23 protein-coding genes and 1 tRNA gene are annotated in these 23,834 nt (G+C 60.8%); 10 read left to right on the forward strand and 14 right to left on the reverse strand.

Annotated elements, in window-relative coordinates:
• Complete coding sequence (locus tag AC1DTN_RS00250) at positions 1 to 852, reverse strand: LysR family transcriptional regulator (RefSeq protein WP_477919489.1); 852 nt, start codon at positions 850 to 852, stop codon at positions 1 to 3.
• 104 nt (positions 853 to 956) lie between these two features.
• Between AC1DTN_RS00250 and AC1DTN_RS00255 the strand changes: the two genes are divergently transcribed.
• Positions 957 to 1,943: a zinc-dependent alcohol dehydrogenase family protein gene (locus AC1DTN_RS00255; protein ID WP_477919491.1), complete on the forward strand. Its 987-nt coding sequence runs from the start codon at positions 957 to 959 to the stop codon at positions 1,941 to 1,943.
• Between the two features lie 120 nt (positions 1,944 to 2,063).
• On the opposite strand, the gene AC1DTN_RS00260 is transcribed toward AC1DTN_RS00255, so the two are convergent.
• Positions 2,064 to 3,221, reverse strand: a complete 1,158-nt coding sequence (locus tag AC1DTN_RS00260; RefSeq protein WP_477919492.1) for an adenosylhomocysteinase — start codon at positions 3,219 to 3,221, stop codon at positions 2,064 to 2,066.
• A gap of 91 nt (positions 3,222 to 3,312) precedes the next feature.
• Positions 3,313 to 4,191 (reverse strand): LysR substrate-binding domain-containing protein, encoded by an 879-nt coding sequence (locus AC1DTN_RS00265; protein ID WP_477919494.1) that lies wholly within the window; start codon positions 4,189 to 4,191, stop codon positions 3,313 to 3,315.
• A 269-nt stretch (positions 4,192 to 4,460) separates the two neighbouring features.
• On the opposite strand from AC1DTN_RS00265, the gene AC1DTN_RS00270 reads away from it, so the two are divergent.
• From AC1DTN_RS00270 to AC1DTN_RS00290, 5 genes are all read left to right on the forward strand, one after another.
• Positions 4,461 to 4,973 (forward strand): NUDIX hydrolase, encoded by a 513-nt coding sequence (locus AC1DTN_RS00270; protein WP_007819215.1) that lies wholly within the window; start codon positions 4,461 to 4,463, stop codon positions 4,971 to 4,973.
• 62 nt (positions 4,974 to 5,035) lie between these two features.
• Positions 5,036 to 6,532, forward strand: coding sequence for an inorganic phosphate transporter (locus AC1DTN_RS00275; protein WP_477919496.1), 1,497 nt, complete (start codon positions 5,036 to 5,038; stop codon positions 6,530 to 6,532).
• Positions 6,533 to 6,546: 14 nt separating this feature from the next.
• Positions 6,547 to 7,284, forward strand: a complete 738-nt coding sequence (locus AC1DTN_RS00280) for a 16S rRNA (uracil(1498)-N(3))-methyltransferase (protein ID WP_477919498.1) — start codon at positions 6,547 to 6,549, stop codon at positions 7,282 to 7,284.
• Between the two features lie 144 nt (positions 7,285 to 7,428).
• Positions 7,429 to 8,802, forward strand: a complete 1,374-nt coding sequence (locus AC1DTN_RS00285; RefSeq protein ID WP_439014155.1) for a glutamate--cysteine ligase — start codon at positions 7,429 to 7,431, stop codon at positions 8,800 to 8,802.
• A 95-nt stretch (positions 8,803 to 8,897) separates the two neighbouring features.
• Positions 8,898 to 9,770, forward strand: coding sequence for a DUF937 domain-containing protein (locus AC1DTN_RS00290; RefSeq protein ID WP_477919500.1), 873 nt, complete (start codon positions 8,898 to 8,900; stop codon positions 9,768 to 9,770).
• Positions 9,771 to 9,856: 86 nt separating this feature from the next.
• Here the strand turns inward: AC1DTN_RS00290 and AC1DTN_RS00295 are convergent, their stop codons facing one another.
• The gene (locus tag AC1DTN_RS00295; protein ID WP_477919502.1) at positions 9,857 to 10,156 is read right to left on the reverse strand and encodes a YjiS-like domain-containing protein; all 300 of its coding nucleotides are present in this window, start codon (positions 10,154 to 10,156) and stop codon (positions 9,857 to 9,859) included.
• Between the two features lie 206 nt (positions 10,157 to 10,362).
• On the opposite strand from AC1DTN_RS00295, the gene AC1DTN_RS00300 reads away from it, so the two are divergent.
• Positions 10,363 to 11,322 carry a LysR substrate-binding domain-containing protein gene (locus AC1DTN_RS00300; protein WP_477919881.1) on the forward strand — a complete coding sequence of 320 codons (960 nt, stop codon included), beginning with the start codon at positions 10,363 to 10,365 and terminating at the stop codon, positions 11,320 to 11,322.
• A 6-nt stretch (positions 11,323 to 11,328) separates the two neighbouring features.
• Here AC1DTN_RS00300 and AC1DTN_RS00305 read toward each other — a convergent pair whose 3' ends face one another.
• The 4 genes from AC1DTN_RS00305 to AC1DTN_RS00320 form a co-directional block, all read right to left on the reverse strand.
• Positions 11,329 to 11,964, reverse strand: coding sequence for a TetR/AcrR family transcriptional regulator (locus AC1DTN_RS00305; RefSeq protein ID WP_477919503.1), 636 nt, complete (start codon positions 11,962 to 11,964; stop codon positions 11,329 to 11,331).
• Positions 11,965 to 12,223: 259 nt separating this feature from the next.
• A complete protein-coding gene (locus tag AC1DTN_RS00310; RefSeq protein WP_477919505.1) occupies positions 12,224 to 13,099 on the reverse strand; it encodes a dienelactone hydrolase family protein in 876 nt (291 codons plus the stop codon).
• Positions 13,100 to 13,215: 116 nt separating this feature from the next.
• A complete protein-coding gene (locus AC1DTN_RS00315; RefSeq protein ID WP_477919507.1) occupies positions 13,216 to 13,632 on the reverse strand; it encodes an MAPEG family protein in 417 nt (138 codons plus the stop codon).
• A 100-nt stretch (positions 13,633 to 13,732) separates the two neighbouring features.
• Positions 13,733 to 14,506, reverse strand: a complete 774-nt coding sequence (locus tag AC1DTN_RS00320) for an SDR family NAD(P)-dependent oxidoreductase (RefSeq protein WP_477919508.1) — start codon at positions 14,504 to 14,506, stop codon at positions 13,733 to 13,735.
• A 97-nt stretch (positions 14,507 to 14,603) separates the two neighbouring features.
• Here AC1DTN_RS00320 and AC1DTN_RS00325 point away from each other — a divergent pair, with 97 nt between their 5' ends.
• On the forward strand, positions 14,604 to 15,521 hold the full coding sequence (locus tag AC1DTN_RS00325) for a LysR family transcriptional regulator (protein WP_477919510.1): 918 nt from the start codon (positions 14,604 to 14,606) through the stop codon (positions 15,519 to 15,521).
• 64 nt (positions 15,522 to 15,585) lie between these two features.
• On the opposite strand, the gene AC1DTN_RS00330 is transcribed toward AC1DTN_RS00325, so the two are convergent.
• The 3 genes from AC1DTN_RS00330 to AC1DTN_RS00340 form a co-directional block, all read right to left on the reverse strand.
• Positions 15,586 to 16,134 (reverse strand): hypothetical protein, encoded by a 549-nt coding sequence (locus AC1DTN_RS00330; RefSeq protein ID WP_477919512.1) that lies wholly within the window; start codon positions 16,132 to 16,134, stop codon positions 15,586 to 15,588.
• A 2-nt stretch (positions 16,135 to 16,136) separates the two neighbouring features.
• Positions 16,137 to 17,621 (reverse strand): IMP dehydrogenase, encoded by a 1,485-nt coding sequence (gene guaB / locus AC1DTN_RS00335; protein WP_310378657.1) that lies wholly within the window; start codon positions 17,619 to 17,621, stop codon positions 16,137 to 16,139.
• Positions 17,622 to 17,796: 175 nt separating this feature from the next.
• Positions 17,797 to 18,789, reverse strand: coding sequence for an MBL fold metallo-hydrolase (locus AC1DTN_RS00340; RefSeq protein ID WP_310378659.1), 993 nt, complete (start codon positions 18,787 to 18,789; stop codon positions 17,797 to 17,799).
• 254 nt (positions 18,790 to 19,043) lie between these two features.
• Here AC1DTN_RS00340 and AC1DTN_RS00345 point away from each other — a divergent pair, with 254 nt between their 5' ends.
• On the forward strand, positions 19,044 to 20,468 hold the full coding sequence (locus tag AC1DTN_RS00345; RefSeq protein ID WP_477919515.1) for a DHA2 family efflux MFS transporter permease subunit: 1,425 nt from the start codon (positions 19,044 to 19,046) through the stop codon (positions 20,466 to 20,468).
• An 8-nt stretch (positions 20,469 to 20,476) separates the two neighbouring features.
• On the opposite strand, the gene AC1DTN_RS00350 is transcribed toward AC1DTN_RS00345, so the two are convergent.
• Genes AC1DTN_RS00350 through AC1DTN_RS00360 form a run of 3 tightly spaced genes read right to left on the reverse strand, consistent with a single transcriptional unit; the run spans position 20,477 to position 23,192 of the window.
• On the reverse strand, positions 20,477 to 20,860 hold the full coding sequence (locus AC1DTN_RS00350) for a VOC family protein (RefSeq protein ID WP_113324879.1): 384 nt from the start codon (positions 20,858 to 20,860) through the stop codon (positions 20,477 to 20,479).
• 56 nt (positions 20,861 to 20,916) lie between these two features.
• Positions 20,917 to 21,636: an RlmE family RNA methyltransferase gene (locus AC1DTN_RS00355; protein ID WP_113324850.1), complete on the reverse strand. Its 720-nt coding sequence runs from the start codon at positions 21,634 to 21,636 to the stop codon at positions 20,917 to 20,919.
• 2 nt (positions 21,637 to 21,638) lie between these two features.
• The gene (locus tag AC1DTN_RS00360; RefSeq protein WP_113324851.1) at positions 21,639 to 23,192 is read right to left on the reverse strand and encodes a Ppx/GppA phosphatase family protein; all 1,554 of its coding nucleotides are present in this window, start codon (positions 23,190 to 23,192) and stop codon (positions 21,639 to 21,641) included.
• Positions 23,193 to 23,438: 246 nt separating this feature from the next.
• On the opposite strand from AC1DTN_RS00360, the gene AC1DTN_RS00365 reads away from it, so the two are divergent.
• Positions 23,439 to 23,512, forward strand: a tRNA-Gln gene (locus tag AC1DTN_RS00365).
• Positions 23,513 to 23,834 lie beyond the last annotated feature (322 nt).

Below are 23,834 nucleotides of genomic sequence, written 5' to 3' on the forward strand. Positions count from 1 at the left end.
CTAATCCGCCAGCTGCTCGATGACGAGATCGAGCAGCGCCCGAAGCCGCGCCAGCCGTTTCATATCGCGGTGATAGCCGACCCAGGTATCGCGGCCGGGCGGCGCTTCGCCGAGATCGACGGGCTCGATGGCTGGGATGGCATCGCCGAGCGGGCACGGCAGGACGGCAAGGCCGGCGCCGTTGGCGCAGAGGGTCGCCTGCACATCTCTGTTATTGCTGCGCATGGCGATATCAGCCTTCGGCAGCAGACGCTTCAGCCAGCTGACATCGGGCATGCCGCCGAAGGCCTCATCCATGGTGACGAGCCGGGCGCCGGCCCCATCACCGGCCTCGGGATGTGGCAGGCCGCGGCGGATATAGAGGCGGTAATCGATATGCAGCAGCTTGCGGGATATGACCTCCGTCTCGGTGAATGGGGCGATGCGGAAGACGATATCGGCCTCGCGGCGCGCGAGGCTCATGAGGCGGCTATCGGTCAGGAGTTCGATGACGACTTTCGGATAGGCGGCCGAGAACTCCGCCAAGACAGGTGAAAGCACATGCGCGCCGAACCAGTCGGACGAGGACAGGCGCAGCAGGCCGTCGAGCTGCTTGTTCTGGCCGGCAAGCTCGCGCTCCAGTCCGAGCGCTTCCTCTTCCATACGTTCTGCATGGGCAAAGACGGTCGTACCCTCATCCGTCAGGATGAAACCATCGGCGGTACGCTGAAAGAGCGTCTGGCCGAGCGAGATTTCGAGTGCACGCAGCCGCCGGCCCATGGTCGGCTGCGTCAGGCCGAGGCTGCGGGCGGCAGCACCCAGCGTTCCGAGCCGCGCGATGGCGAGAAAGAGTTTGAGATCGCTCCATTCCAAGGGCTTAGCCTCAAACAAAAATGCATGATCTATATGCGTTATCTTTGATTTCCATTCAGAATTCAATGCGGCATTCTGCGTCCAACAGATCAAGGAGAAGTTCCATGAGCAGCATGAAAGCAGCGCTCGTCGAAGCGCAGAATGCCGAATTCACCATTGCCGATATTGCAAAGCCCGTCGCGGAAGCCGGTCAGATTCTCGTGCGCATCAAGGCCGCTGCGCTCAATCCGCTGGATATGAAGATCCGAGCCGGCGAGGCCGCCCATGCACGCCATCCCCTGCCCGCCATTCTCGGCATCGACATGGCAGGGATCGTCGAGGCGGTTGGCCCTGGCGTGACCAGTTTTCGCGTCGGTGACGAAATCTATGGCATGACGGGTGGCGTCGGCGGGTTGCAGGGATCGCTGGCGGAATTTGCCGCCGTCGATGCCGATCTCGTCGCGCATAAACCGCGCAATATATCAATGCGCCAAGCCGCAGCCCTGCCGTTGATCGCCATCACCGCCTGGGAAGGTCTGGAAGAACGCACTCAGGTGAAGGCCGGGCAGAAGGTCCTGGTTATCGGTGGTGGTGGCGGCGTCGGCCATATCGCTGTGCAGATGGCAGTCGCCGCCGGTGCCGAGGTCTATGCCGTCGATAGCAGTTCGAAGGCCGAATACATCCTCAGTATTGGTGCAACGCCGATCGACTATGCGAAGGAGTCGACTGAAGATTTTGTCGCCCGATATACCGACGGGAAAGGATTCGACATCGTCTACGATACGATCGGCGGAAGGGGCCTCGATGCTGCCTTCCAGGCCGTCGCCAAGTTCGGCCATGTTGTCAGCAGCCTCGGCTGGGGCACGCATTCGCTGGCGCCGCTTTCCTTCAAGGGCGCCAGCTATTCCGGCGTCTTCACGCTGGCACCGCTGCTGACCGGCGAAGACCGCGCCCACCATGGCGAAATCCTCAAGCAGGTCGCACAGCGTGTCGAAGCCGGAATGCTGATGCCAAATCTCGATCCGCGGCAGTTTTCGCTCGCAGACGTGGGAGAAGCCTATCGGCTGCTCGAAAGCCGTCAGGCCGAAGGCAAGGTCGTCGTGGAAATCTGACGCTCTGTCTGTTCGTTTCCCGCAATTGCGGACGCAAAACCGCTACGCACTTTTGCTGAATTGCTTTCTTGCTTACGCAATTCCACACGCAAAACCGCTATACACTTTTGCTGAATTGCTTTAGCGCGCCAGATCGAGATAGGCGCTCGCGACCATTGCGTCGATATCCGCGGGCACCGGCACGATGCAGGATTCGGCGCCGACACTGCGCTTTGCCACCCGCTCCAGGCAGCGGGCCTGCAGGGTGAAGCCGAGGTCCATGGATTCGACAGAGTTGCCGAGCGGACGTGGGCCGGCGAGATTGGCCATATGACCGCCGCCGAGCACGTGGAAGGACCGACCGTCCTTCAGGTGGAAGGTCTCGATAAAATCGGCCTCGTACCGATCGATATCAACGACATCGGGATGGCTGCGGAAGGCTGGGACATCGATCTCATGCGGGAAATGACCCCCGTTCATGAGGATCGCCCCGTCCTTGATCAGCGGCAGATCGGCGGCAGTGACGATGCCGGGGAAGCCTGTGACGGTGGCGATCACGTCCGCCGAGCGGATCGCCTGTTCGCGGAGCGGCGTGATGAAGCCGTCGAGATGCGCCTCCAGGCTGGTAACAGGATCGATATCGACGACGCTTACCGTCGAGAAGGCGTTGCGGAAGGCGGCGGCCGTGCCCTTGCCACAGGCGCCGTAACTGAAGACGGTCACACGCTTGCCATTGGTGGAGCGGTTGGTGAAGCGCATGTAGCTTTCGAACAGGCTCTGGCCGACGGCATGCTTGTTTTCGGCGAATTGCTTGATCGGGCTGTCGTTGATGACGAGGATCGGCATGGCGAGCCGGTCGCGCATCGGCAGCAGGCGGGTTCGGCCGGAGGTCGTTTCTTCTGTGCCGCCGAGCAGATTGGCGTAGGGCCTCTCGGCTGCGATCGCGAAGAGATCACCACCATTGTCCAGCAAGAGATCGGGCTTTTCGGCAACGACGGCTTCAAGGTTCCGGTGATGGGCGACGGGATCGGTCGTCTGGGTTGCGAAGACAGTGATGCCCTGCGCGCGCAGGAATTCCACGGTTGCTGGCTGTGTACTGTTCAGGTTGCCGGTGCAGATCAGGCGCGCCCCACCGGCCCGCAGGGTCATCAGCAGAGCGACCGTCTTCGGTTCCAGATGGATGCCGGTGCCGATCGAAAGACCGGCAAACGGGCGCGTCTTTTCGAATTCCGCAGCCGTTGCCTTCAGCAGGCGGCAGCTATTGCCGATCCAGTCTATGCGTGTCGCAGGTTTTTCCATCTCATGCCCTTTCGTTCCCCTCTGTTCTAGCGAGGCAAAGATAGGGCGGGCATGGAGATATTTCTGATGAAAGGGCAGAAAAACTGCCCTTTCAGGACGCGCCGCCCGAGCGCAGCAGCCAGTTGCAGAGCGCCGCGAAGGCTGGCCGTTTCGCATCTGATGTCCGGCAGCAGAGGCTGTAGCCAGCCGGCCGACGGATGAAGCCGTAAGGGGCGACCAGAATGCCGCGGGCGAGATCGTCCTCGATCGAAGCTTTCGGCGCCAGCGCAACGCCGAGGCCCGCACGGGCAGCGCCCACTGCCAGAAGAAGATCCTCAAATTCTCGAAGACGGGAAAAGGCAACATGGGGCGTACCGCTTTCTGCAAACCATTCGGTCCAGAGTTTCGGCGCGCTGCGGCTGACAAGGATGTTTGCTTCCGCCAAGGCCGCGGCGTCGCCTGCAAGTCCGGCGGCCATTGAGGGCGTTGCAACCGGGCCGAATTCATCCTCCATGAAGCGTGTTTCGGTGATACCGGCAGAAGATCTGATCTCGCCGCCCATGATCACGGCGTCGAAATCCGGATGTTGCGACAAGGGTTCGACTACCGTCATCGGCACGATATCGATCTCGATATTGCCAAGGCTTGCCTGCATGTCGGCCGCTCGCGGCATCAGCCACCAGATGGCGAAAGCCGACGGCACGCCAAGGCGGATGCGCTGCCTGCCCGCCTCTTCGAATTCATCGGCGGCGCGTTTCAATATGGTCAGGGCAGCACCGGCGGCCTCGGCAAAGGCGCTTGCCTTCTCGGTCGGAACCAGCCTGCGGCCGTCACGCACGAAGAGCTTGCTGGCGAGGTGATCTTCGAGCGTCGATATCTGCTGGCGCACGGCGCCGCGCACCACGCCCAGCTCTTCGGCCGCCTTCAAAATGCTACCGTGACGACAGACAGCTTCAAAGGCGCGGATCGCGTTGAGGGGTGGGAGTCGCATGGTTACCACATTGTAGAAAATCACGGTGGATCAGAAGATCTCGCCATTGAATGAAAAGCAAGGTCGGGCCATATTGTACAGCTGTGCAAAACGACGCATTCAGGACAGGAAATGGCGAGATTTCCGAACCTGCCTGGTCTCGATTTTTCCTATGTACAGTGGATAAAATAGTTTTTCGGTCCGTTTTGCACGTATGGATCGCGCAAGCTTTTCATATCATACTAATATAATAACGACTCAGCTTAACGATCGTAAAGGTGACCCGACAATTGACCCTTCTTGCCCGCCTGGCTTCTGATGTGCAACTCATGTTTCGGCGTCCGCCGCGACAGCAATATGCTGCGCTCTGTTACCGGGTCAAAAAGAAGACGGGTGAGCTCGAAGTTCTGCTGATGACCAGCCGCGATACCGGGCGCTGGGTGATCCCCAAGGGCTGGCCGATGAACCGCAAATGTGCCTATGAAGTTGCGGCACAGGAAGCCCTGGAAGAGGCTGGCGTACGCGGCACGGTGGAGACAGAAACGCTCGGCGACTATACCTACCCCAAGGTTTTGCGCGACGGCATGAAGGTGACCTGCAAGGTTCAGGTCTATGCCCTCGAAGTGACTGGTGTGGCGAAGAATTTCAAAGAAAAGGGCGAGCGGACCGTCGAGTGGGTTTCCTGCGACGAGGCGGTCAAGCGCGTCCAGGAACCCGAACTGCGTAACCTGTTCCTCGCCTTTAAACGGCGCATGGCTGAAAAACTTTCTGGCGGCATTCCGAAACAAATTCCGGCGGAATAAGTCTTGCCATCTTGTGCCGCTAGAAAAGGCGGCGCAAAAGCAGGACTTAGCCAGGAAACAGAATGCCGCAACGCAACGCCGTCCTTACGAAACGCACGCTTGATAAGGATCTCGACAAGGTCACCCATGTCGAGGATGCGGTCAAATATGTCTCGCGACGGCTGGTGGCGCCCGGGCTTGGCTTGATCTTTCTCGGCCTGGCGATGCTTTTTGCCGGCGTCTATGTGTTCGACAGGCCCGGTGCGGTGCTGGCAATTGCGGCTGCAGCACTTGCCGCCTACATGGCGATGAATATCGGCGCCAACGACGTGACCAACAATGTGGGCGCAGCGGTTGGTGCACGCGCCATCACCATGAAACAGGCGCTCATCATCGCCGCGATCTTCGAGGTGCTGGGCGCGACGATTGCCGGTGGTGAGGTCGTCAAGACGATTTCCTCCAGTATCGTCGATACGGTTCAGGTCCCGCCGGCAACACTCGGCTGGATCATGATGGCGGCGCTCACGGCTGCCGCACTCTGGATCAACCTCGCTACCTGGATGAATGCGCCGGTTTCGACGACGCATGCGATCGTCGGTGCTGTGATCGGTGCCGGCGTGGGAGCGGTCGGATTCGAGCCGGTCAATTGGCGGGTCATGCTGGAAATCACCGCGAGCTGGATAACCTCGCCGTTGATCGGCGGGCTGGTCGCCGCGGGGCTCCTCTATCTGGTCAAGACCCTCATCGTCTATCGCGAGGACAAGATCGCCGCCGCCAGGCAATGGGTTCCCATCATGATCGCCGTGATGGCCGGCGGTTTCATGGCCTATATGGTGCTGCAGCTCGCGCCGCGGGGCCGATACTCGTCGCTGACGATCCTCCTGATCGGCATCGGGATCGGTCTCGTCAGCTGGCTCGTGGTGCGGCCGGTCGTCTTGCGGCAGGCAGAGAATCTCGAAAACCGCAACAGCTCGCTTCGCACACTGTTCCACTTTCCGCTGATCGGTTCGGCCGCCCTGCTCTCTTTCGCGCATGGCGCAAACGATGTCTCCAATGCGGTCGGTCCGCTTTCGGCGATCGTTCACTCTGCCGGTATTGCCGACAACAGCATGATCGGCCACCCGCCGCTCTGGGTGATGCTGATCGGCGCCTTTGGAATCTCGGTCGGCCTTTTGCTTTCCGGGCCGCGCCTTATCCGGCTCGTCGGTGAGGAGATCACCAAGCTCAATCCGACGCGCGCCTATTGTGTAGCGCTCTCGACCGCCTTCACGGTCATCGTCGCCTCCTGGCTCGGCCTGCCGGTGAGCACCACCCATATCGCCGTCGGCTCGGTGTTCGGCGTCGGCTTTTTCCGCGAGTGGTACACGCGCAATTCGAAGCGCCGTATCGAATTCATACGCCGCAAGACTGAAAGCTTCGAGATCGACGAGCCGGAGCCGAACGTTCATGAAGCCCGACGGCGTTATCTGGTTCGCCGGTCGCATTTCATGACGATCGTCGGGGCGTGGGTCATTACAGTGCCGGTCTCGGCCGCGCTTGCGGCGGTGATTTATTGGGCTATGTTCGCGCTCTTCATGTGAGTCAGGGTCTTAAGATGCGCGCCAATTTCCGCATGCAGCGGCTTTTCATCAATGCTCCCTTGTCAACAGGTGCCGCCGTCGAGGCCAATTCGGAGCAGTTCAACTATCTCGCCAATGTCCTGCGCATGGAAGAGGGTGCGGAAATTCTGCTCTTCAACGGCCGCGACGGCGAATGGAAGGCGAGCCTCACCTTCCCCACCCGCAAGCGCATCCTGCTCACGGCGACGGAAGAGACCCGGCCGCAGCCTGCCCCATCCGACCTGCACTATCTCTTTGCGCCGCTGAAGGTCGGCCGCATGGATTATCTGGTGCAGAAGGCGGTGGAAATGGGCGCCGGCTTTTTGCAGCCGGTCATGACTCAGCATGTGCAAGGCAAGATCACCAATCTCGACAAGATCCGCGCCAATGTCATCGAAGCGGCGGAACAGTGCGGCATCCTCGGCATTCCCGATGTGGCCGAGCCCGTGCGGCTTGCCGATCTGCTCGACCGCTGGCCTGCGGACCGGCGCATCATCTATTGCGATGAGGGCGACGCGGGGCAGAACCCGCTGCCGCTGCTTTCCAAAGTGACCGAACGGAAGATTGCGCTGCTGGTCGGCCCTGAAGGCGGCTTTTCGGAGGAGGAACGAACGCGCCTGCACAGCCTCGATTTCGTGACCGCTATCCCCCTCGGGCCGCGCATCCTGCGCGCCGACACGGCAGCGGTCGCAGCTATGGCCGTGATACAGGCTGCCATCGGCGACTGGAATTAACTGCCGAAGGCCGATTGAAAGGAAAGTGCTGCTATTTTTTTGATGACCTGTTGAAACAATTTCACTTGCAACTTAGCTGGCTTGGGCACTAATCACCCTTCCAATTGCCCCGGCCCCGGCGCCTTCCCGAATACAGGTACTTTCATGGCTCGCGACACCACCGACCAGACGCCGATCTCTTCGGTTCAGGAGCTGACCGACTATCTTGCCGCCGGCAATAAGCCGAAGGACCGGTTCCGCATCGGCACGGAACATGAGAAGTTCGTGTTCTTCCGCAAAGACAACAGCCCGGTTCCCTATTTCGGCGAAGCCAGCATTTCGGCGCTGCTGAAGGGCCTGCAGGCCAAGAGCGGCTGGGAGCCGATCACGGACGGCGACAATATCATCGGTCTTGGCGAGCAGAGCGGCATGGGTGCCATCTCGATCGAGCCCGGCGGCCAGTTCGAGCTCTCGGGCGCACCGCTTGAAAACATTCACCAGACCTGCAAGGAATCCAACCAGCATCTGGCGCAAGTGCGCGAGATCGCAGAGCCCATGGGCATCGGTTTCCTCGGCATCGGCGGCAGCCCGAAATGGACCTATGCGGAAACCCCGCATATGCCGAAGTCGCGCTACGAAATCATGACCAGCTACATGCCTGAGGTCGGCACCCGTGGTCTCGACATGATGTATCGCACCTGTACGATCCAGGTGAACCTCGATTTCTCCTCGGAAGACGATATGCGCCGCAAGATGCGCGTCTCGATGAAGCTGCAGTCGCTGGCGACCGCGCTCTTCGCCTCCTCTCCTTTCACCGAAGGCAAGCCGAACGGCATGCTCTCCTGGCGCGGCGATGTCTGGCGCGACGTCGACAACAGGCGCAGCGGGCTCCTGGACTTCACCTTCCGCGACGATTTCGGCTTCAAGGACTATGCCGAATGGGCGCTCGACGTACCCATGTATTTCGTCATGCGCGACGGGCACTATCACAGGGCGACCCACGTCACATTCCGCCAGTTCATGAACGGCGCGCTGAAAGGCGAGATCGCTGCCTATGAGCCGACGATGGGCGACTGGACGAACCATCTTTCGACGCTCTTCCCAGATGTGCGCCTGAAGCGCTTCCTGGAAATGCGCGGCGCGGATGGCGGGCCGTGGCGGCGCATCTGTGCCCTGCCGGCCTTCTGGGTCGGCCTGCTCTATGATGACGCCGCTCTCCAGGCCGCCGACGAACTGACCAAGGACTGGGGCTTTGCAGAAGTGAATACGCTGCGCAACGCGGTGCCGGAAGAAGGTCTCAAGGCCGAGTTCCGCGGACATGCGCTGATCGACACGGCGCGCGAGGTCGTCAATATTTCCCGCGCCGGCCTGAAAGCACGCAACAGGCTGAATGGCGACGGCGTCGACGAGAGCATCTTCCTGGCACCACTCGACGAGGTTTTGGCCAAGAAGGCGACGCTCGCAGAGGATCTGCTGGCGCTCTATCACGGCCGCTGGAACGGCTCGGTCGAGCCGGTCTTCCAGGAATATCAATACTAAGAGGCAAGCCGCCCCTTCCAAAAAGCCGTTTGCGCAATCCCATTTCGAGCTATAGTGGCGCGAATATGCGCCGCTATTCCGGGAAAGGGACTTTCATGCTGCCACTCTTCGACATGATGATGCAGGCGCAGAACGGGGCGGCGATGGACGCCGTTGCCAAGCAGTTCAACCTCGCGCAGGAACAGGCAACAAAGGCGATGGCCGCACTGACGCCGGCCTTTTCCGCCGGCCTCAAGCGCAGCACCAGCAACCCTTATGATTTCGTCGGCCTTATGCAGGCCGTGGCGTCGGGCAATTATGCCAAATATTTCGAGGACATGAACAGGGCCTTTACCCCTGAAGGCATTTCCGACGGCAACAATATCCTCGCCCAGCTTTTCGGCTCCAAAGAGGTCTCGCGCGCCATTGCCGCGCAGGCGGCGCAGATGACCGGCATTGGCCAGGAAATCTACAAGCAGATGCTGCCGGTCATGGCGGGCACGCTGATGGGCGGGTTGTTTAAGCAATCGATGGGGCAGATGGCGACACCGGTCAATCCCTTCGTCAATACCGCCATGGGCGAGACGATCCAGCAATGGCTTGAGAGCACCGGTTTTGCGCCGAAGCCGAAGGCAGCACCCGAGCCCAGCATTTTCGATAATCCGTTCACACAGGCCATGCAGCTGATGTTCAGCGTGCCGAAACCGGAAGCGGCGCCGCAGCCTGCTAATCCTTTCCTCGACAACCCCTTTGCCAAGGCCTTCCAGGAAATGATGGCCGGTTTCCAGCAACCGACAGCGAAGGCTCCGGAGCCGCCGAAGGAAGAACCGAAAGCCGGCGACAGCTATACTGAGATGCTGAACGCCATGTTCGACAGCGGTCTCGAAGTGCAGAAAAGCTATCAGAAGAACCTTGAAGCCATCTTCGAGGCCTATCGGCCCAAATCCGCGCCCTCCCCCGAAGAGCCCGCTCCCACCGCCAAGAAATAAAAAAACCCGGAGATGGCTTGGGAAAGCCGATCACCGGGTTAAGCAGCAGGGCTATTGGCTATCACCCTGCGGGGAAACGCGTGCGTTCAGTCCCTGTAGGGGCGCATGACCGCAATACGCCAGCGGCGCTTGGCCGCCTGCGTCAGATGCTCCGACGGATCTTCAAAGAAGGTCGAAGCGAGAAATGCAGAGGTCACATCGGCCCGCGTCAGGCCGATATCCTGCAGTTGATAATCATCGAGATCGTGCAGCCCATTCACCTGCGAGCGATTGCGCACAATGCGAAGGGCGATTGCCAGCGGCGCAAGGCCAGCCATAAGACGCTGCATGAACGTCGGGGCGAGCTTGCCGCAGTCGAGTTCTAGTGTCTGTTCATGAGTGCGCATCGAACTCTCCTTTCTTCGGGGCGCAGAACAGCCCGCCCCGCCTGCGAGGTCGTGCAGGAAGGGTCAGCTGGTCACAGGCTGGACAGGCAGGGTGTCTGTCCTTCACTTTGCTTGATTTGCATCCCGAAGATGCCAAAGACCTATTGATCAGTCCAACGAATGTTTCTAATGATTAACATCAGAGATCTTTATGGATGGACAAGATCATGTCGGCGCCGCTTGATATCGACCAATTGCAGACTTTCATCGCAATCGTGGACTCCGGCAGCTTCACCAAGGCGGCCGACAAGGTCTACAAGACACAGTCCGCCGTCTCCATGCAGATGCGGCGCCTGGAAGAACGCATCGGCAAGCAGCTCTTCATCAAGGACGGCCGTGGCAACCGGCTGACGGTCGAAGGCGAAAAGCTGCTCAATTACGCGCGCCGCATCATCCGCCTGAACAATGAGGCGATCGCCGCCTTCGACGACAACAGGCTGGAAGGCACGTTGCGCATCGGCACGCCCGATGATTATGCCGATCGCTATATGCCCGAGATCATCGGCCGCTTTGCCAAGACGCATCCGAATGTCGAACTCTATATCGTCTGCGAACCTTCGGTCGACCTTGCCGAACGCATGCACAAGGGCGAGCTCGATATCGCACTTGTCACCCACAATCCGCGCGAGCGCATTTCGGATGTGGTGCGGACAGAGCCGCTCTGCTGGGTGAGTTCGGCCAACCATCCGATCCGCGACGATGCGCCGGTCCCGCTTGCCGTCGGCCGGCGCGATTGCCAGTGGCGCCAGCTCGCCTGCTCCGCACTCGATGCCGTCGGGCGCGAATATCAGGTTCTGTTCACCAGCTGGTCCTGCACCGTGGTCGCCTCCGCAGTGCTCGCCGGCATGGCAGTCTCGGTCATGCCGGAATCAGCACTCCGGACAGGCATGAAGGTCTTGAGCCAGGCAGACGGCTTCCCGGCACTGCCGCCGGTGCAGATCGGCATCATGAAGCGGCCCGGCGTTTCGCTGTCGCTGATGAACGCGATTACGGCACATATTACCGCCTGCCTCGACAACATCACGCCGACCGTCATCGAAGATGGGCTGGAGCAGGATGGCAAGACAGGCTACGCCCGCCACTATCCGCGGCTCAAGGCTGCGACGAGCATGATGCCGAGCTGGTAGGTAGTCTCAAGCTGCCGAAGCGGACGTCGGAGCAAATAGGGAAGCGCGGATCACGCGCTTCCATTCGTCGAGGATGCGCTCGCCATCTTCGCTCAGCACCGCAAGGCGGATCGCCGCGCCGATCAGGTGGCTGAAAAGGTAAGTGCGCGCTTTCATCTGCTCATCGCAGAATTCCGGCGCCAGACGACGCACAGCCTCCTGGAAGATCTCGGCGACCTGGCCGCTATGCTCGATGTTCAGGCGCAAGAGATCCTGATCCGTCTCCGTACCCATCCAGACGCCGAGATAGGCGGCATCGTTGCGGTATTCGGCATAATACCAGTCGATCATCGCCGAGATCAGGTCGAGCGCTTCATCGAGGGATCGAACATCCGCGAACATCTCGGCCGTCTTCTGCTGGATCGCCTGCGTATGGCGGTCGAACAGCGCTTTGACGATCGCCGCCTTTTCCGGGAAATACTGATAGACCGAACCGATCGGAACTTTTGCGGCGACGGCAAGTTCGGTCATCCGCATGGCGCTGACGCCCTTTTCGGCGATGATGCTGGCTGCGGCGTTGAGGATGAGATCCAGCCGCTGGATGCTTCGCTCCTGTTTCGGCTTCCTGCGAAGAGCAATACGATCCGAAATGTCCGCGCCCATGTGGTTCCCATCTGTCTCGTTATTGAGCGGCGGAAATGATGTGTCATACCGGCGCGTCGGGCGGATATGACATGCAGGTATTCATCCGTCGTAAAGGGAAATGGTCGGATTTTAAGCAATGACAAGAGCGCAGGGGCAAAGGGGCGTTACGCCCCGTTTTGGCCTGTGCAAAAGTCAGTCTTAACACTTCATTCAGCAAGGCAGGCTGAGCACTTGTCACCCTGCCTTTTTCGCCTTGCGGCACACTCTCCAGGCCTGGTCAGGCGAGGTTCTGCTTCAGAAATTCGACCGTGCGGCTCCAGGCGAGATCGGCTGCCGCCTTGTCATAGCGGGCGGCGGATGTGTCGTTGTTGAAGGCGTGGTTGACCCCCTCATAGACGTAGATCTCAAATTTTTTACCATTCTCCTCTAGCGCCTTCTTGTAAGCGTCGATGCCAGCATTGATGCGATCGTCGAGGCCGGCATAGTGGAGCAGCAGCGCCGCCTTGATTTTGGGAACGTCAGAGGCCGGCGGCTGCGCACCGTAATAGGCCACGCCTGCCTTCAGCTCGGGTGACTTGACCGCGAGGTTGTTGACCGCGCCGCCGCCCCAGCAAAAGCCCATCGCGCCGACATTGCCGTTCGCAGCCTCGAGCTTGGAGAGGTAGACGACAGTCGCCTCGCCGTTCGCGACGGTCGTGGCCGCATCGAGTTTGCTAAACACGTCACGCGCCTGATCCTCATTCTCAGGCGTGCCACCCTGCGGCGAAAGGAAATCGGGCGCGAGCGCTACGAAACCTTCGAGCGCCATGCGGCGGGCGACATCGCGAATATGCGGGTTGAGGCCGCGGTTCTCATGGATGACGATGACGGCGCCGAGCTGGCCGGACGCATTCTTCGGCTGCACCAGATAACCCTTCATGTCACCGCCGCTGCCGGGATAGGTAATATCCTGGGCGGTCAGGCGATCGTCGTTTTCGGCGACGACCTCGGCGGCTGCCTGGTTGGCCGCCAACAGCGGCGCGATTGCCGCGGCCGCAGTTGCCGAGCCGGCAAGCTTCGTGAGCTTGTCCATGAAGCTGCGGCGATCCAGCGTCAGGTGCGTATATTCATCATAGGCATTGATCATTGCCTGCGTAATGACGGGCTTTTCCATAACAGTCCTCCTCAGTTCCCACCCCATGCCCAATGAGCAAGGGGGAACTTAGGTCAGCAGCCGGTAACGCAGGAACAAAACTGTGTTACCGGCTTATCTGGAGGAAATCGCCCGGATCAGGAGAACAGCATCCAGCCGGCAAGCCAGGCCCACATGGCTCCCAGCACGACAAAACCAGCAGCAAAAAGCGGGCTGCGATAGCGCAGATCGTTGCTGGTGACATGCACATAGGCATGGGCATATCGCAGGACGACGAAAAGCCAGGCAAGCACGACGGCCACCAGATTATCCGCCTCGGTGATATAAAGAAGAATGCTGCAGGCATAGAAGAGCACCGGCAGCTCGAACTGGTTGGCGAGGTTGTTCTTGACGAAAAGGCATTCGGGCGGTTCGTCACGGTTCTCGCGATAGCCCGATTTCTTCATCCGCCCCTCACGAACCGCCTTGCCACGGCGCAGACCAAGCACTCCGTAAAGGATGTAGACCAACAGGACGTGGGCAAGCAGAGGCCAGAACATCTCAAAGCCGGTCATCATCATTCCTCTCACTTCGGCGACGGCGGGAGCAGTAGCGGAAAGACCGGACAGATACCAGAGCCATGACGGCCCGCCGAGGAGCGGGCCGTCTTCGGGGTCAGACCTGGGCGATACCGCCGTCGACGAAGATCTCCGCACCGGTGATGAAGCTCGAATCTTCTGTCGCGAGGAAGAGGGCCGTTGCGGCGATTTCTTCCGGGCGGCCGACGCGACCCATCGGAACCTGTGATGCCATATAGTCCAGCAGGCCCTGCTGCTGTGCCTTGTCCTGGCCCGCAAGTTCAGCGAGACCTGTCGTTTCGGTCGGACCAGGGCTCAGCGTGTTGATGCGGATGCCGCGGTCCTTCAGGTCGAGGATCCAGTTACGGGAGAAGTTGCGGATCGCTGCCTTGGAGGCGGCATAGACGCTGAAGGCCGGCGTGCCCGATACCCCCGCCGTGGAGCCTGTCAGGATGACAGAGGAACCCTGCCCGAGCAGCGGCAGCGCCTTCTGCACCGTAAAGAGCACGCCCTTCACATTGCGCCCAAAGGTATCGTCATACTGTTCTTCGGTGATTGCGCCGAGCGGCGCAAACGAGCCGCCACCGGCATTGACGAAGAGCACGTCAATGCGGCCGGCCTCTGCCTTCACCTGCTCATAGAGGCGGTCGAGATCGGCAAGCTTTGCCGAGTCGGCCTGGATGCCGGTGACATTGCCGCCGATCTCGGCGACAGCCGCATCAAGAACCTCCTTGCGGCGGCCGGTGATGAAGAGGCGTGCGCCTTCGGCTGCGAAGCGCTTTGCGGTGGCAAGGCCGATGCCCGACGTGGCGCCGGTGATGACCGCGATCTTTCCGTTCAGTCTCCGTGTCCCATTCAGTGTCTGGTTCATTGTCGTCGTCTCCTGTTCTGTTCGACTGAACTGAAGATGTGGACGGGTCTTTCATTTCTGAATAGAAAGAAATGAAAGATATCATTGCAGGAATGAAATGATGAGTTTTCCGGATTTCGAGGGCCTCGCCATGTTCGCCAAAGTGGCGGAGGAGCGCTCCTTCGCCCGCGCGGCCAAGACGCTCGGCGTTTCCGTACCGACGGTGTCGCGGGCGGTCAGCCGGCTGGAGGACCGGCTCGGTGCGCGGCTCTTCAACCGCACTTCCCGGCAGCTGGCACTCACCGATTTCGGGCTGCGGCTCGTCGACCGCGCCCAACGCATCTATGCGGAGGCGGAGGCGGCCGAGAATGCGGCGCGCGAACTTTCCAGCCAGCCACGCGGGCTGATCCGTCTCGCCGTACCGATGGTCTTCGGGCGGCAATGGCTGGCGCCGATCCTGCCTGACTTCTTCGAACTCTATCCCGATATCTCCATCGACATGCATATGAGTGATGCCGTGGTCGATCTCGTGGGTGAAGGCTTCGATGCGGCACTGCGTATCGCGGTGCTGCCCGATTCCTCCCTCGTGGCGAAGAGGCTGACACCTGTCACGCCGTTCATTCTCGCAGCCCCCTCCTATCTCGAAAGATACGGCTGTCCACGGCACCCGCGAGACCTCGCGGCCCATCATTGCCTCGGTTACGCCTACCGGCCGCGGCAGGATGTCTGGCGCTTCAGCAACAAGGCGGGGGAAGAGGAGATCGTGGTGCCGACAGGACCGCTGAGGGCAACCAATTCGGAAGCACTGATCCCGATGGCGTTGCGCGGCCTCGGCATCGTCGAACTGCCGGAATTCATGGCTTACGAATACCTGAGCGACGGACGCCTGAAGGCGATCCTGACGGACTGGACCTTGCCAAAGGGCGCCCTTTATTTCGTTACGCCGTCAGCGCGTGCCCGGCCGGCGAAAGTGGAAGCACTCGGAGATTTCCTCGCGGCAAAGCTCTCACAGCCGGTGTGGCGCTGGCCGCGATAAGCAATTCCAGCAAAATGTGCAGCAGTTTTGCGTCCGGAATTGCAAAAGGAAGTGCTGCAAGCACTCAGTTTTCGCGCGTTTGGTGGAGAATTGCGGCTCTCACGATCAGAATGGCGCAGATTGCAAGGCTTGCGAATTTCAGCTTCGTCATCCACGGCAGGATCTGCGCGGCAAAGCCTGCCGCACCACTGTCGCTGAAGGCAACGAGGCTTGAGATGTTTTCTGCGTAATCGGCGAAGCCGTAAATGAATGGGAGGATGTAAGTGATCCGGCCGAGCAGGCGGGGCGCCTGCCGGCCGCGCCATGTCTCGATCGGGCCAAGCCGCAGAAAAATCACGAACAGAAGGGCTGTCAGCAGAGCCGGAAAGATGAGCTCCGGGCCGAAATACATGGCCCGGAGAATGTGGCTTGCCGTCACGTTCTGATCGAGCAACGTCTCCATATGGAAGACAGCGGACTCGTCATAGCCTACAAAATACGTGTCTAGCACCGCCTGCCCCGTCTCATGCTCGAAGGGCACGGTGTAGCCGAAGGTGGTCCAGCCGAGGACGATGAGGCAGAGGGCTGCGAGCAGCGCGATGATCCAGAGCGGAACCCGGCTGCCCGTTTCCATGATTAGACGCCGACGCCCGGATAGTTCGGGCTTTCGCGGGTGATCGTCACATCATGCGGATGACTTTCACGCAGGCCGGCGCTGGAGATGCGCACGAAGGTGGCGCGCTCCTGGAACTCCTTGATGTCCTTGCCGCCGACATAGCCCATGGCAGCCTTGAGGCCGCCCGCGAGCTGATGCAGGACGCCGGAGACCGGGCCCTTGTACGGCACCTGACCTTCGATGCCCTCAGGCACGAGCTTCAGCGTGTCGCGCACTTCCGCCTGGAAGTAGCGGTCTGCCGAACCACGCGCCATGGCACCGACGGAGCCCATGCCGCGATAGGCTTTGAAGGAGCGGCCCTGGTAGAGATAGACTTCGCCGGGGCTTTCATCGGTACCGGCAAGCAGCGAGCCGATCATGACGGCAGATGCACCGGACGCGATGGCCTTGGCCACGTCGCCCGAGAACTTGATGCCGCCATCGGCGATGACCGGAATGCCCTGCGCATTCGCCGCCTCGACCGCCGACATGATCGCAGCAAGCTGCGGAACACCGACGCCGGCGACGACACGCGTCGTGCAGATCGAGCCCGGGCCAATACCGACCTTGACGGCGTCAGCGCCGGAATCGATCAGCGCCTTGGTGCCGTCATAGGTCGCGACATTGCCGGCCATGATGCGAACGGAGTTGGAGAGCTTCTTGACGCGGGCAACGGCTTCCAGAACGCGAGCAGAATGACCATGGGCCGTATCGACGACGAGCAGGTCGACGCCGGCATCGATCAGCCGTTCGGCACGCTCGAAACCATCGTCACCGACGCCGACGGCAGCGGCAGCACGCAGGCGGCCCTGCGCATCCTTGGAGGCGTTCGGGTTCAGCTGTGCCTTTTCGATATCCTTGACGGTGATCAGGCCGACGCAACGGCCCTCACCATCGACGACCAGCAGCTTCTCGATGCGGTGAGAGTGCAGCAGGCGCTTGGCCTCCTGCTGATCGACGTTTTCCTTGACCGTCACCAGATTCTGATGGGTCATGAGTTCGTAGATCTTCTGGGTCGGGTCGGATGCAAAGCGGACGTCGCGGTTGGTGACGATGCCAACGAGGCGGCCGGATTTCTCGACAACCGGGATGCCGGAGATGCCGTGCATCTTCATCAGCGCCAGGGCATCGGCGAGCGTAGCATCCGGGCCGATGGTCACGGGATTGACCACCATGCCGCTTTCGAACTTCTTGACCTGACGAACCTGCTCGGCCTGCTCGACGGGAGTGAGGTTCTTGTGAATGACGCCAAGGCCGCCGGCCTGCGCCATAGCAATCGCCAGACGGCCCTCGGTGACGGTGTCCATCGCTGCTGATATGATCGGGATATTCAGCTCGAAGTCGGGTGCGAGGCGCGTTGCGACACTCGTCTGACCCGGCAGGACTTCGGAATGACCGGGTTGCAGCAGCACGTCATCGAAGGTGAGTGCGTCGAGTCCGGTTGGCGTTTCAATGATGCGAGCCATGGCCAAATTCCTTCAAGAAAGAAAAATGCGTTCCACCCGGTACGAATCGTCCGCACCGGCGGTGTGCATGAGTTTATGGAAGTTGGCGAGGGCTGGTAACACGTCTATGACAGGAAGGAAATAGCAAAAAAGCCCGGCACGTGGCCGGGCTTGGTATGGCAGCCATGCGTCTCGTTCAAATGTCGAACTGATAGGTCTTCGGCACGAAGCGGTAACCGGTCTCCTGCTTTTCGACAAAACCGACTGACGGGAACGGCATGTGGTAGCCAAGGAAGGCGATCTTCTCGGTGGCGATCATGTCGAACACCTTCTTGCGGGTTGCGGCCGCCTGCGCCTTGTCCATGTCGAAACGCACCTCCCAGTCCGGACGCTGCAGCGACAGGATGTAATGGTTTGCCGTATCACCCGTCATGACCAGCCGCTTGCCCTCGGATTCGACATGAAAGACCATGTGGCCGGGCGTGTGGCCGGTTGCGAGCATCGCGGTCAGACCGGGCGCGATCGTATCACCTTCCTTGACGAAGGTCGCCTTTTCGGCGAGCGGCACGACATTGGCGAGCACCGCCTTGTGGCCGCCTTCGGCAGGCGTGCCTTCCCGCGCCTTATCCGACCAGAAATCGTATTCGGCCTGGCCGATGACATAGCGGGCATTCTTGAAGGCCGGAGCACCACCTTCCATCAGACCGCCAATATGGTCCCCGTGCAGGTGCGTCAGGGCCACGACGGTGACGTCGTCAGGTGAATAACCTGCCGCCTTCAGCCCGGCGGTGAAATGGCCCAAGCCGCGTTCGCGGCCGGCCGCACCGAAGCCGGTATCGACGACGATGACGTCGGAACCCGTATCGACTACCGCGGGTGCATAGCTGTTTGCGAACTTGTCGGTCGGCAGGAAATTGGCGGCGAGAAGCGCCTGGACGGTTTGCGGGTCCTGGTTGGAACCGAAGGTCTCATAGGGCTTTTCGAGCACGTTGAAACCGTCGCGGACGGCAGTGAACTTGAAGGAGCCGAGCTTGAACTGATTGATCTGCGGCTGCGGGGTAACTTCCATATTGCCTGTTTCTCCAGTTGCGGCCGCATAGGCCGTTCCTCTCAGGATGACCGGCGCGGCGAGCAGACCGAGGCCTGCGGCAAAAAGCGCGCGTCGCTTTATTCCATGAAAAATCGTCATATATCCATCCTCGACACTGTGCGGTGCGTCGCCGCACGACCCCCGATATTCCAGCCGGATTGATAGAGGATTTCTGGCCCCGGCCGGGTAAGCATATGTCAATCTTGAGAGGCGAAAGTGTCGGGCAAGTCGTCTCACGCAGTCGTGATCCAAACGTGTAATGGAAACCGATTGAGGGATTGGCACAGCCCGTAACTGGGACTACACAGCACGGGCTTCCCAAGCCCCATCCGCATCCATCAAGGCATTCGCCTATGAACCGCATTGTCCCGCTGATCCTTGCCGTTGCTCTCTTCATGGAACAGATGGACTCGACTGTAATCGCGACGGCCCTGCCGGCGATTGCGGCCGATCTGCATGTCGGACCGATCACGCTGAAACTGGCGCTGACCTCTTATATGGTGGCGCTTGCGGTGTTCATTCCGATCAGCGGCTGGATGGCGGACCGGTTCGGTGCGAAGAATATCTTCCGGCTGGCGATCTGTGTTTTCGTCGTCGGCTCCATCTTCTGCGCCTTCTCCTCCAATCTCATCGAATTCGTCTTTGCACGCTTCCTGCAGGGCATGGGCGGCGCGATGATGACGCCTGTCGGGCGTCTGGTGCTGGTGCGGACGACGCAGAAGAGCGAACTGGTCTCCGCCATGGCGCTGCTGACGATCCCGGCTCTTGTCGGCCCGCTTGCTGGCCCGCCACTCGGCGGCTTCATCACCACCTATTTCAGCTGGCACTGGATCTTCCTGATCAACGTGCCTGTCGGCATCATCGGCGTGTGGCTTGCGACAATCTACCTGCCGGAGATAGAGGCGACGGCTCCGCCGAAGCTCGATTTCAGCGGTTTTATCCTGACCAGCCTTGCGGCTGCAGGCGTCGTCTTCGGCCTCTCGGTCGTCAGTCTTCCGGCCCTGCCGCCGATCATCGGTATTACGGCCACCGCCATCGGCATCATCTGCGGCGTGCTCTATGTGCGCCACGCCAGGCGCTACCCGACGCCGATCCTCGATCTCAACCTGTTCAAGAATTCGACCTTCCGCGCTTCGACGAGCGGCGGCACGCTGTTCCGCATCTGTGTCGGCGCCATGCCGTTTCTGACGCCGCTGATGCTGCAGCTCGGATTTGGCCTTACGCCCTTTCAGTCAGGCCTCATTACGTTTGCCGGCGCGATCGGGGCAATCACCACGAAGTTCATCGCACGGCGCGTCTATAAGGCGATCGGCTTCCGCACCACGCTTCTTTGCGCCGGTGCGGTGACGACGGTCGTGACGGCTGTGACCGGCCTCTTCACGCCGGAGACGCCGCACCTTGTCATCATCGGTGTGCTGCTGCTTGGCGGCTTCTCCCGGTCCTTCATGTTCACTGGCGTCAATGCGCTGGCCTTTGCAGATATCGACGATGCGCAGGCAAGCCAGGCGACATCCATGGCCTCGGTGATGCAGCAGATCAGCCTGGCGCTCGGTGTTGCCCTTGCCGCCTCGATCCTGGAAACCTCCATCTATTTCCGGGGAGCCGAGCTGCAGGTGATCGATTTCCACATCGCTTTCTTCGTGATTGCCGGCCTGACGGTGCTTGCCACCATCCCCTTTGCCCGCATGGCCAAGGATGCCGGCGCCTCCGTCTCCGGCCACCGCGCCAAGCGCCTGGCACCCGCGACGATCGCAGCCGAGCAGCAGCCGGTCAAATAAGCAGGCGGCTATTCAGCCTTCTCGCAGACCGCGCATAGCTTGTTGCCGTCGAGATCCCTGACATAGGCTGCGTAGAAATGCGCGTGATAGGAGCGCAGTCCCGGTTCGCCTTCATCGATAGCGCCGGCAGCAATTGCTGCCGCATGGAAGGCATCAACCGCCGCCCGCGTTTCCGCCTCGAAGGCGACCATGGAGCCGTTGCCATTCGTGGCCCGGCGCCTGTTAAAGGGGGTTACGACCCAGAAGCGGCAGCGAGTGTCGCCATCGGCGGCATAGCCGATCTCCTCCTCCGAATAGCGCTGGCGCCGGTAGCCGAGCACCGGCAGAACGGCATCATAGAAATGCCGGGCGCGATAGAGATCGTTGGTTCCGAGTGTAACGTAAAGAAGCATGGGATCGGTGGGTATCCAGTCCTGGGAAATCATCATCCGCAGGACTGGCGCAAAGATCAAGCGTCCTCTGGCTCCGCCTCGACCTTGCGGCCTTTGAAACCCTTCGCCAGCAGGAACATCTCCACCGATTCGGCGCGCGATGAGGCGGGTTTGACGTGCACAACCTGACGGAAATGCTGCTTCAGCATGGCAAGCAGATCCCGCTCGGTGCCGCCCTGGAAGGTCTTGGCGAGGAAGTGCCCACCCTCGCCCAGCACTTCGATCGCGAAGTGAGCTGCGACCTCACAAAGGTGCATGGTGCGCAGGTGATCGGTGCGGTGATGACCGGTCGTCGGTGCCGCCATGTCCGAGAGCACCAGGTCCGGCGTGCCGCCGACGGCCTCCATCAGCTTTTCCGGGGCTGTGGGATCAAGAAAATCGAGCTGCAGTACCGTGACGCCGGGTAGCTGCGTCATTTCCAGAAAGTCGATTGCTGCAACGCGGACATCCTCGTCCGTCGACCCCGTCACCTTCGCGGCGATCTGTGACCAGCTTCCGGGAGCGGCCCCGAGGTCAATGATGCGCCTAGCGCCCTTCAGGATGTGGTGCTTCTCATCGATCTCCAGCAGCTTGAAAGCCGCGCGGGCTCGATAGCCCTCGAGCTGGGCACGCTGCACATAGGGATCGTTGATATGGCGCTCCAGCCACTGGCGCGAAGAGGCCTTCATCTTCTTTTTCTTGACGCGCTGGCCGAGCTTGCGGCCGGTGCGGTTTCCCGCGATCGTTGGCTTGGTCATGCCTACCCCTTGTTTCCCCGCTGGCCGCGGCGGTTGCGATGACGCCGCCAGACGCCGTCATCGGCCATCATGTCGGTGAGCAGGCCTTCCCTCAAGCCACGATCGGCAACACGCATGCGCGGGCTCGGCCAGCGGCGGCGGATCGCCTCCAGAATGGCGCAGCCGGCCAACACCAGATCGGCGCGATCCGGCCCAATGCAGGGATTGGCAGCGCGGCTTTCGAAATTCCAGGAAAGTAGCTTTGCCTGCATGGCGGAGACTTCGTCATCGGACAGCCATATGCCATCGACCTTGCGGCGGTCATAACGCGGCAAGTCGAGATGCACGCCGGCAAGCGTCGTCACCGTGCCCGAGGTGCCGATCAGATGGAAATCGCCATCCTCGGCAATCTCGATCTCCGGGCAATCGAAACTCGACAGCATGCCCGCAACCTCGCTCACCATGCCCTCGAAAACATCAGGCGTCACATCGCGGCCGCCATGGCGCTCCGAGAGGGTGACGACGCCGACGGGCAGCGAGGTCCAGTGGGTGATGTGATTGGCAAGGCGGGCGAAGCGGTTATCACCGATGCGGATGACGGCAATTTCCGAGGACCCGCCGCCGATATCGAAAAGCACGACTGAGCGCGCCTCGCGCCCGACCAGCGAGGAGCAACCGGAAACGGCAAGCCGCGCTTCGGTTTCCCGATCGATGATTTCAAGCTCCAGTCCAGTCTCGACCACGACGCGCTGCAGGAATTCCTCGCCATTGGCCGCCTGACGGCAGGCCTCGGTCGCAATCAGCCGCATGCGGCGGATCTCGCGGCTCCGGAGCTTGGAGGCGCAGATTCTGAGCGCATCGACAGCCCTCTCCATCGCCTCGTCGGACAGCCTGCCGCTGGCGGCAAGCCCTTCGCCAAGGCGTACGATGCGGGAAAAGGCATCGACGACGCGGAACTGGCCGGGACGCGTCGGCTGAGCGATCAGCAGGCGGCAATTGTTGGTGCCGAGATCGAGCGCGGCATAGAGCTCGTCCGGCCAGGGATGTTCGCCCCCTGCCCGTTCGTCTTCATGACCTGGCTGACGGCTCCTGCGATTTGCCGCTTCGGCATCCTGCACCTCGCGCAGCACAGGGCGCGACTGCGCTTCAGCGCGATGTTCGGGCCTTGCGGACGGCGGCGCTTGCACAGGAGCCAGCGGCCTGCCTTGCAGGCCCCGCTTGCTGCGATGCTTGCGTCGGTTACGTCGGCTGGAGGGCGAATCACCATTGGGGCGCGGGCCATGGCTTTGAGCGACGGCCTGAACCACAGGCAATGACTGGACGACCGTATCGGGCTGAGATGCGCCACGCCCACCACGACGGCGGCGTTTCCGCTTGCGGGCCGGGCTTTCCGTGTCTTCCTTCGGGCGCGCTGCCTCCCCGGCATGGCCGGAGAGATCATGCGAAGCGGGATGAGCGGCGCCGCGGGATTGCCCGCCACGCTTGCCCTTGCGACGCCTGGACTTCTTGCCGTCCTTGCGCCCTACCGCCGACGCCCCGTCAAATTGCGGCCTTGCGCCGCCTTCGGGGTCTTCCACGTTCGTTTTCCATCGCGCCGCGCAAGTCCAGAAAGGTATGCAGCAGGCGCTCATTCGATTTTTGCGTTGGCGCGAAGATATCAGCGACCGACGAAATCACCAAATTCTTTTTGATTCCAGATTTTAGCCACCCGATTTTCACGCCGCGTGGAGGGATCGAATTTTTTCAAAACGGGTATTTGCAATCCGCCCGGTTTTGGTTATAAGCGCCGCACGGCAGCCAAGCCACGCTTCGGCAGCGCCTGCTGGGGAATAGTTCAATGGTAGAACGACGGACTCTGACTCCGTTAATCTTGGTTCGAGTCCAGGTTCCCCAGCCAAATTTTCTGCTAAGATCCGCTTAGATTTCGCTGCATTTGTAGATTTGTGCAATCGGCGGAACGCTTATGGTTTTCCGGCGACGACGCAATCTTACAGTCACATAAAAGATGACTGAGGATCCTCCTCCCTTGCTCATCGCCCAAGTCCAGTCATTCACCGATCACCTCCGCAACCGCTGACATCATCCAGCCTTTTACGGCGTCACAGGCAGCAGACTTCCGATGCCGCGGCCAAACGAGATGGAAGTTGGATCCCGGCCGTATTTCCCCATGTCCCGGCAATACGCCCTCGCAGTCTTGACACTATCGAAGTTCATTATTT

It is taken from the genome of Rhizobium sp. 01T444, from assembly GCF_056398305.1.

What these genes read in the sequence shown, in the direction of transcription:
- AC1DTN_RS00255 (WP_477919491.1), top strand. Translation starts at nt 957, where the DNA reads ATGAGCAGCATGAAAGCAGCGCTCGTCGAAGCGCAGAATGCCGAATTC.
- AC1DTN_RS00260 (WP_477919492.1), bottom strand. Translation starts at nt 3,221, where the DNA reads ATGGAAAAACCTGCGACACGCATAGACTGGATCGGCAATAGCTGCCGC.
- AC1DTN_RS00265 (WP_477919494.1), bottom strand. Translation starts at nt 4,191, where the DNA reads ATGCGACTCCCACCCCTCAACGCGATCCGCGCCTTTGAAGCTGTCTGT.
- AC1DTN_RS00275 (WP_477919496.1), top strand. Translation starts at nt 5,036, where the DNA reads ATGCCGCAACGCAACGCCGTCCTTACGAAACGCACGCTTGATAAGGAT.
- AC1DTN_RS00280 (WP_477919498.1), top strand. Translation starts at nt 6,547, where the DNA reads ATGCGCGCCAATTTCCGCATGCAGCGGCTTTTCATCAATGCTCCCTTG.
- AC1DTN_RS00285 (WP_439014155.1), top strand. Translation starts at nt 7,429, where the DNA reads ATGGCTCGCGACACCACCGACCAGACGCCGATCTCTTCGGTTCAGGAG.
- AC1DTN_RS00290 (WP_477919500.1), top strand. Translation starts at nt 8,898, where the DNA reads ATGCTGCCACTCTTCGACATGATGATGCAGGCGCAGAACGGGGCGGCG.
- AC1DTN_RS00295 (WP_477919502.1), bottom strand. Translation starts at nt 10,156, where the DNA reads ATGCGCACTCATGAACAGACACTAGAACTCGACTGCGGCAAGCTCGCC.
- AC1DTN_RS00300 (WP_477919881.1), top strand. Translation starts at nt 10,363, where the DNA reads ATGTCGGCGCCGCTTGATATCGACCAATTGCAGACTTTCATCGCAATC.
- AC1DTN_RS00305 (WP_477919503.1), bottom strand. Translation starts at nt 11,964, where the DNA reads ATGGGCGCGGACATTTCGGATCGTATTGCTCTTCGCAGGAAGCCGAAA.
- AC1DTN_RS00310 (WP_477919505.1), bottom strand. Translation starts at nt 13,099, where the DNA reads ATGGAAAAGCCCGTCATTACGCAGGCAATGATCAATGCCTATGATGAA.
- AC1DTN_RS00315 (WP_477919507.1), bottom strand. Translation starts at nt 13,632, where the DNA reads ATGACCGGCTTTGAGATGTTCTGGCCTCTGCTTGCCCACGTCCTGTTG.
- AC1DTN_RS00320 (WP_477919508.1), bottom strand. Translation starts at nt 14,506, where the DNA reads ATGAACCAGACACTGAATGGGACACGGAGACTGAACGGAAAGATCGCG.
- AC1DTN_RS00325 (WP_477919510.1), top strand. Translation starts at nt 14,604, where the DNA reads ATGATGAGTTTTCCGGATTTCGAGGGCCTCGCCATGTTCGCCAAAGTG.
- AC1DTN_RS00330 (WP_477919512.1), bottom strand. Translation starts at nt 16,134, where the DNA reads ATGGAAACGGGCAGCCGGGTTCCGCTCTGGATCATCGCGCTGCTCGCA.
- guaB (WP_310378657.1), bottom strand. Translation starts at nt 17,621, where the DNA reads ATGGCTCGCATCATTGAAACGCCAACCGGACTCGACGCACTCACCTTC.
- AC1DTN_RS00340 (WP_310378659.1), bottom strand. Translation starts at nt 18,789, where the DNA reads ATGACGATTTTTCATGGAATAAAGCGACGCGCGCTTTTTGCCGCAGGC.
- AC1DTN_RS00345 (WP_477919515.1), top strand. Translation starts at nt 19,044, where the DNA reads ATGAACCGCATTGTCCCGCTGATCCTTGCCGTTGCTCTCTTCATGGAA.
- AC1DTN_RS00350 (WP_113324879.1), bottom strand. Translation starts at nt 20,860, where the DNA reads ATGCTTCTTTACGTTACACTCGGAACCAACGATCTCTATCGCGCCCGG.
- AC1DTN_RS00355 (WP_113324850.1), bottom strand. Translation starts at nt 21,636, where the DNA reads ATGACCAAGCCAACGATCGCGGGAAACCGCACCGGCCGCAAGCTCGGC.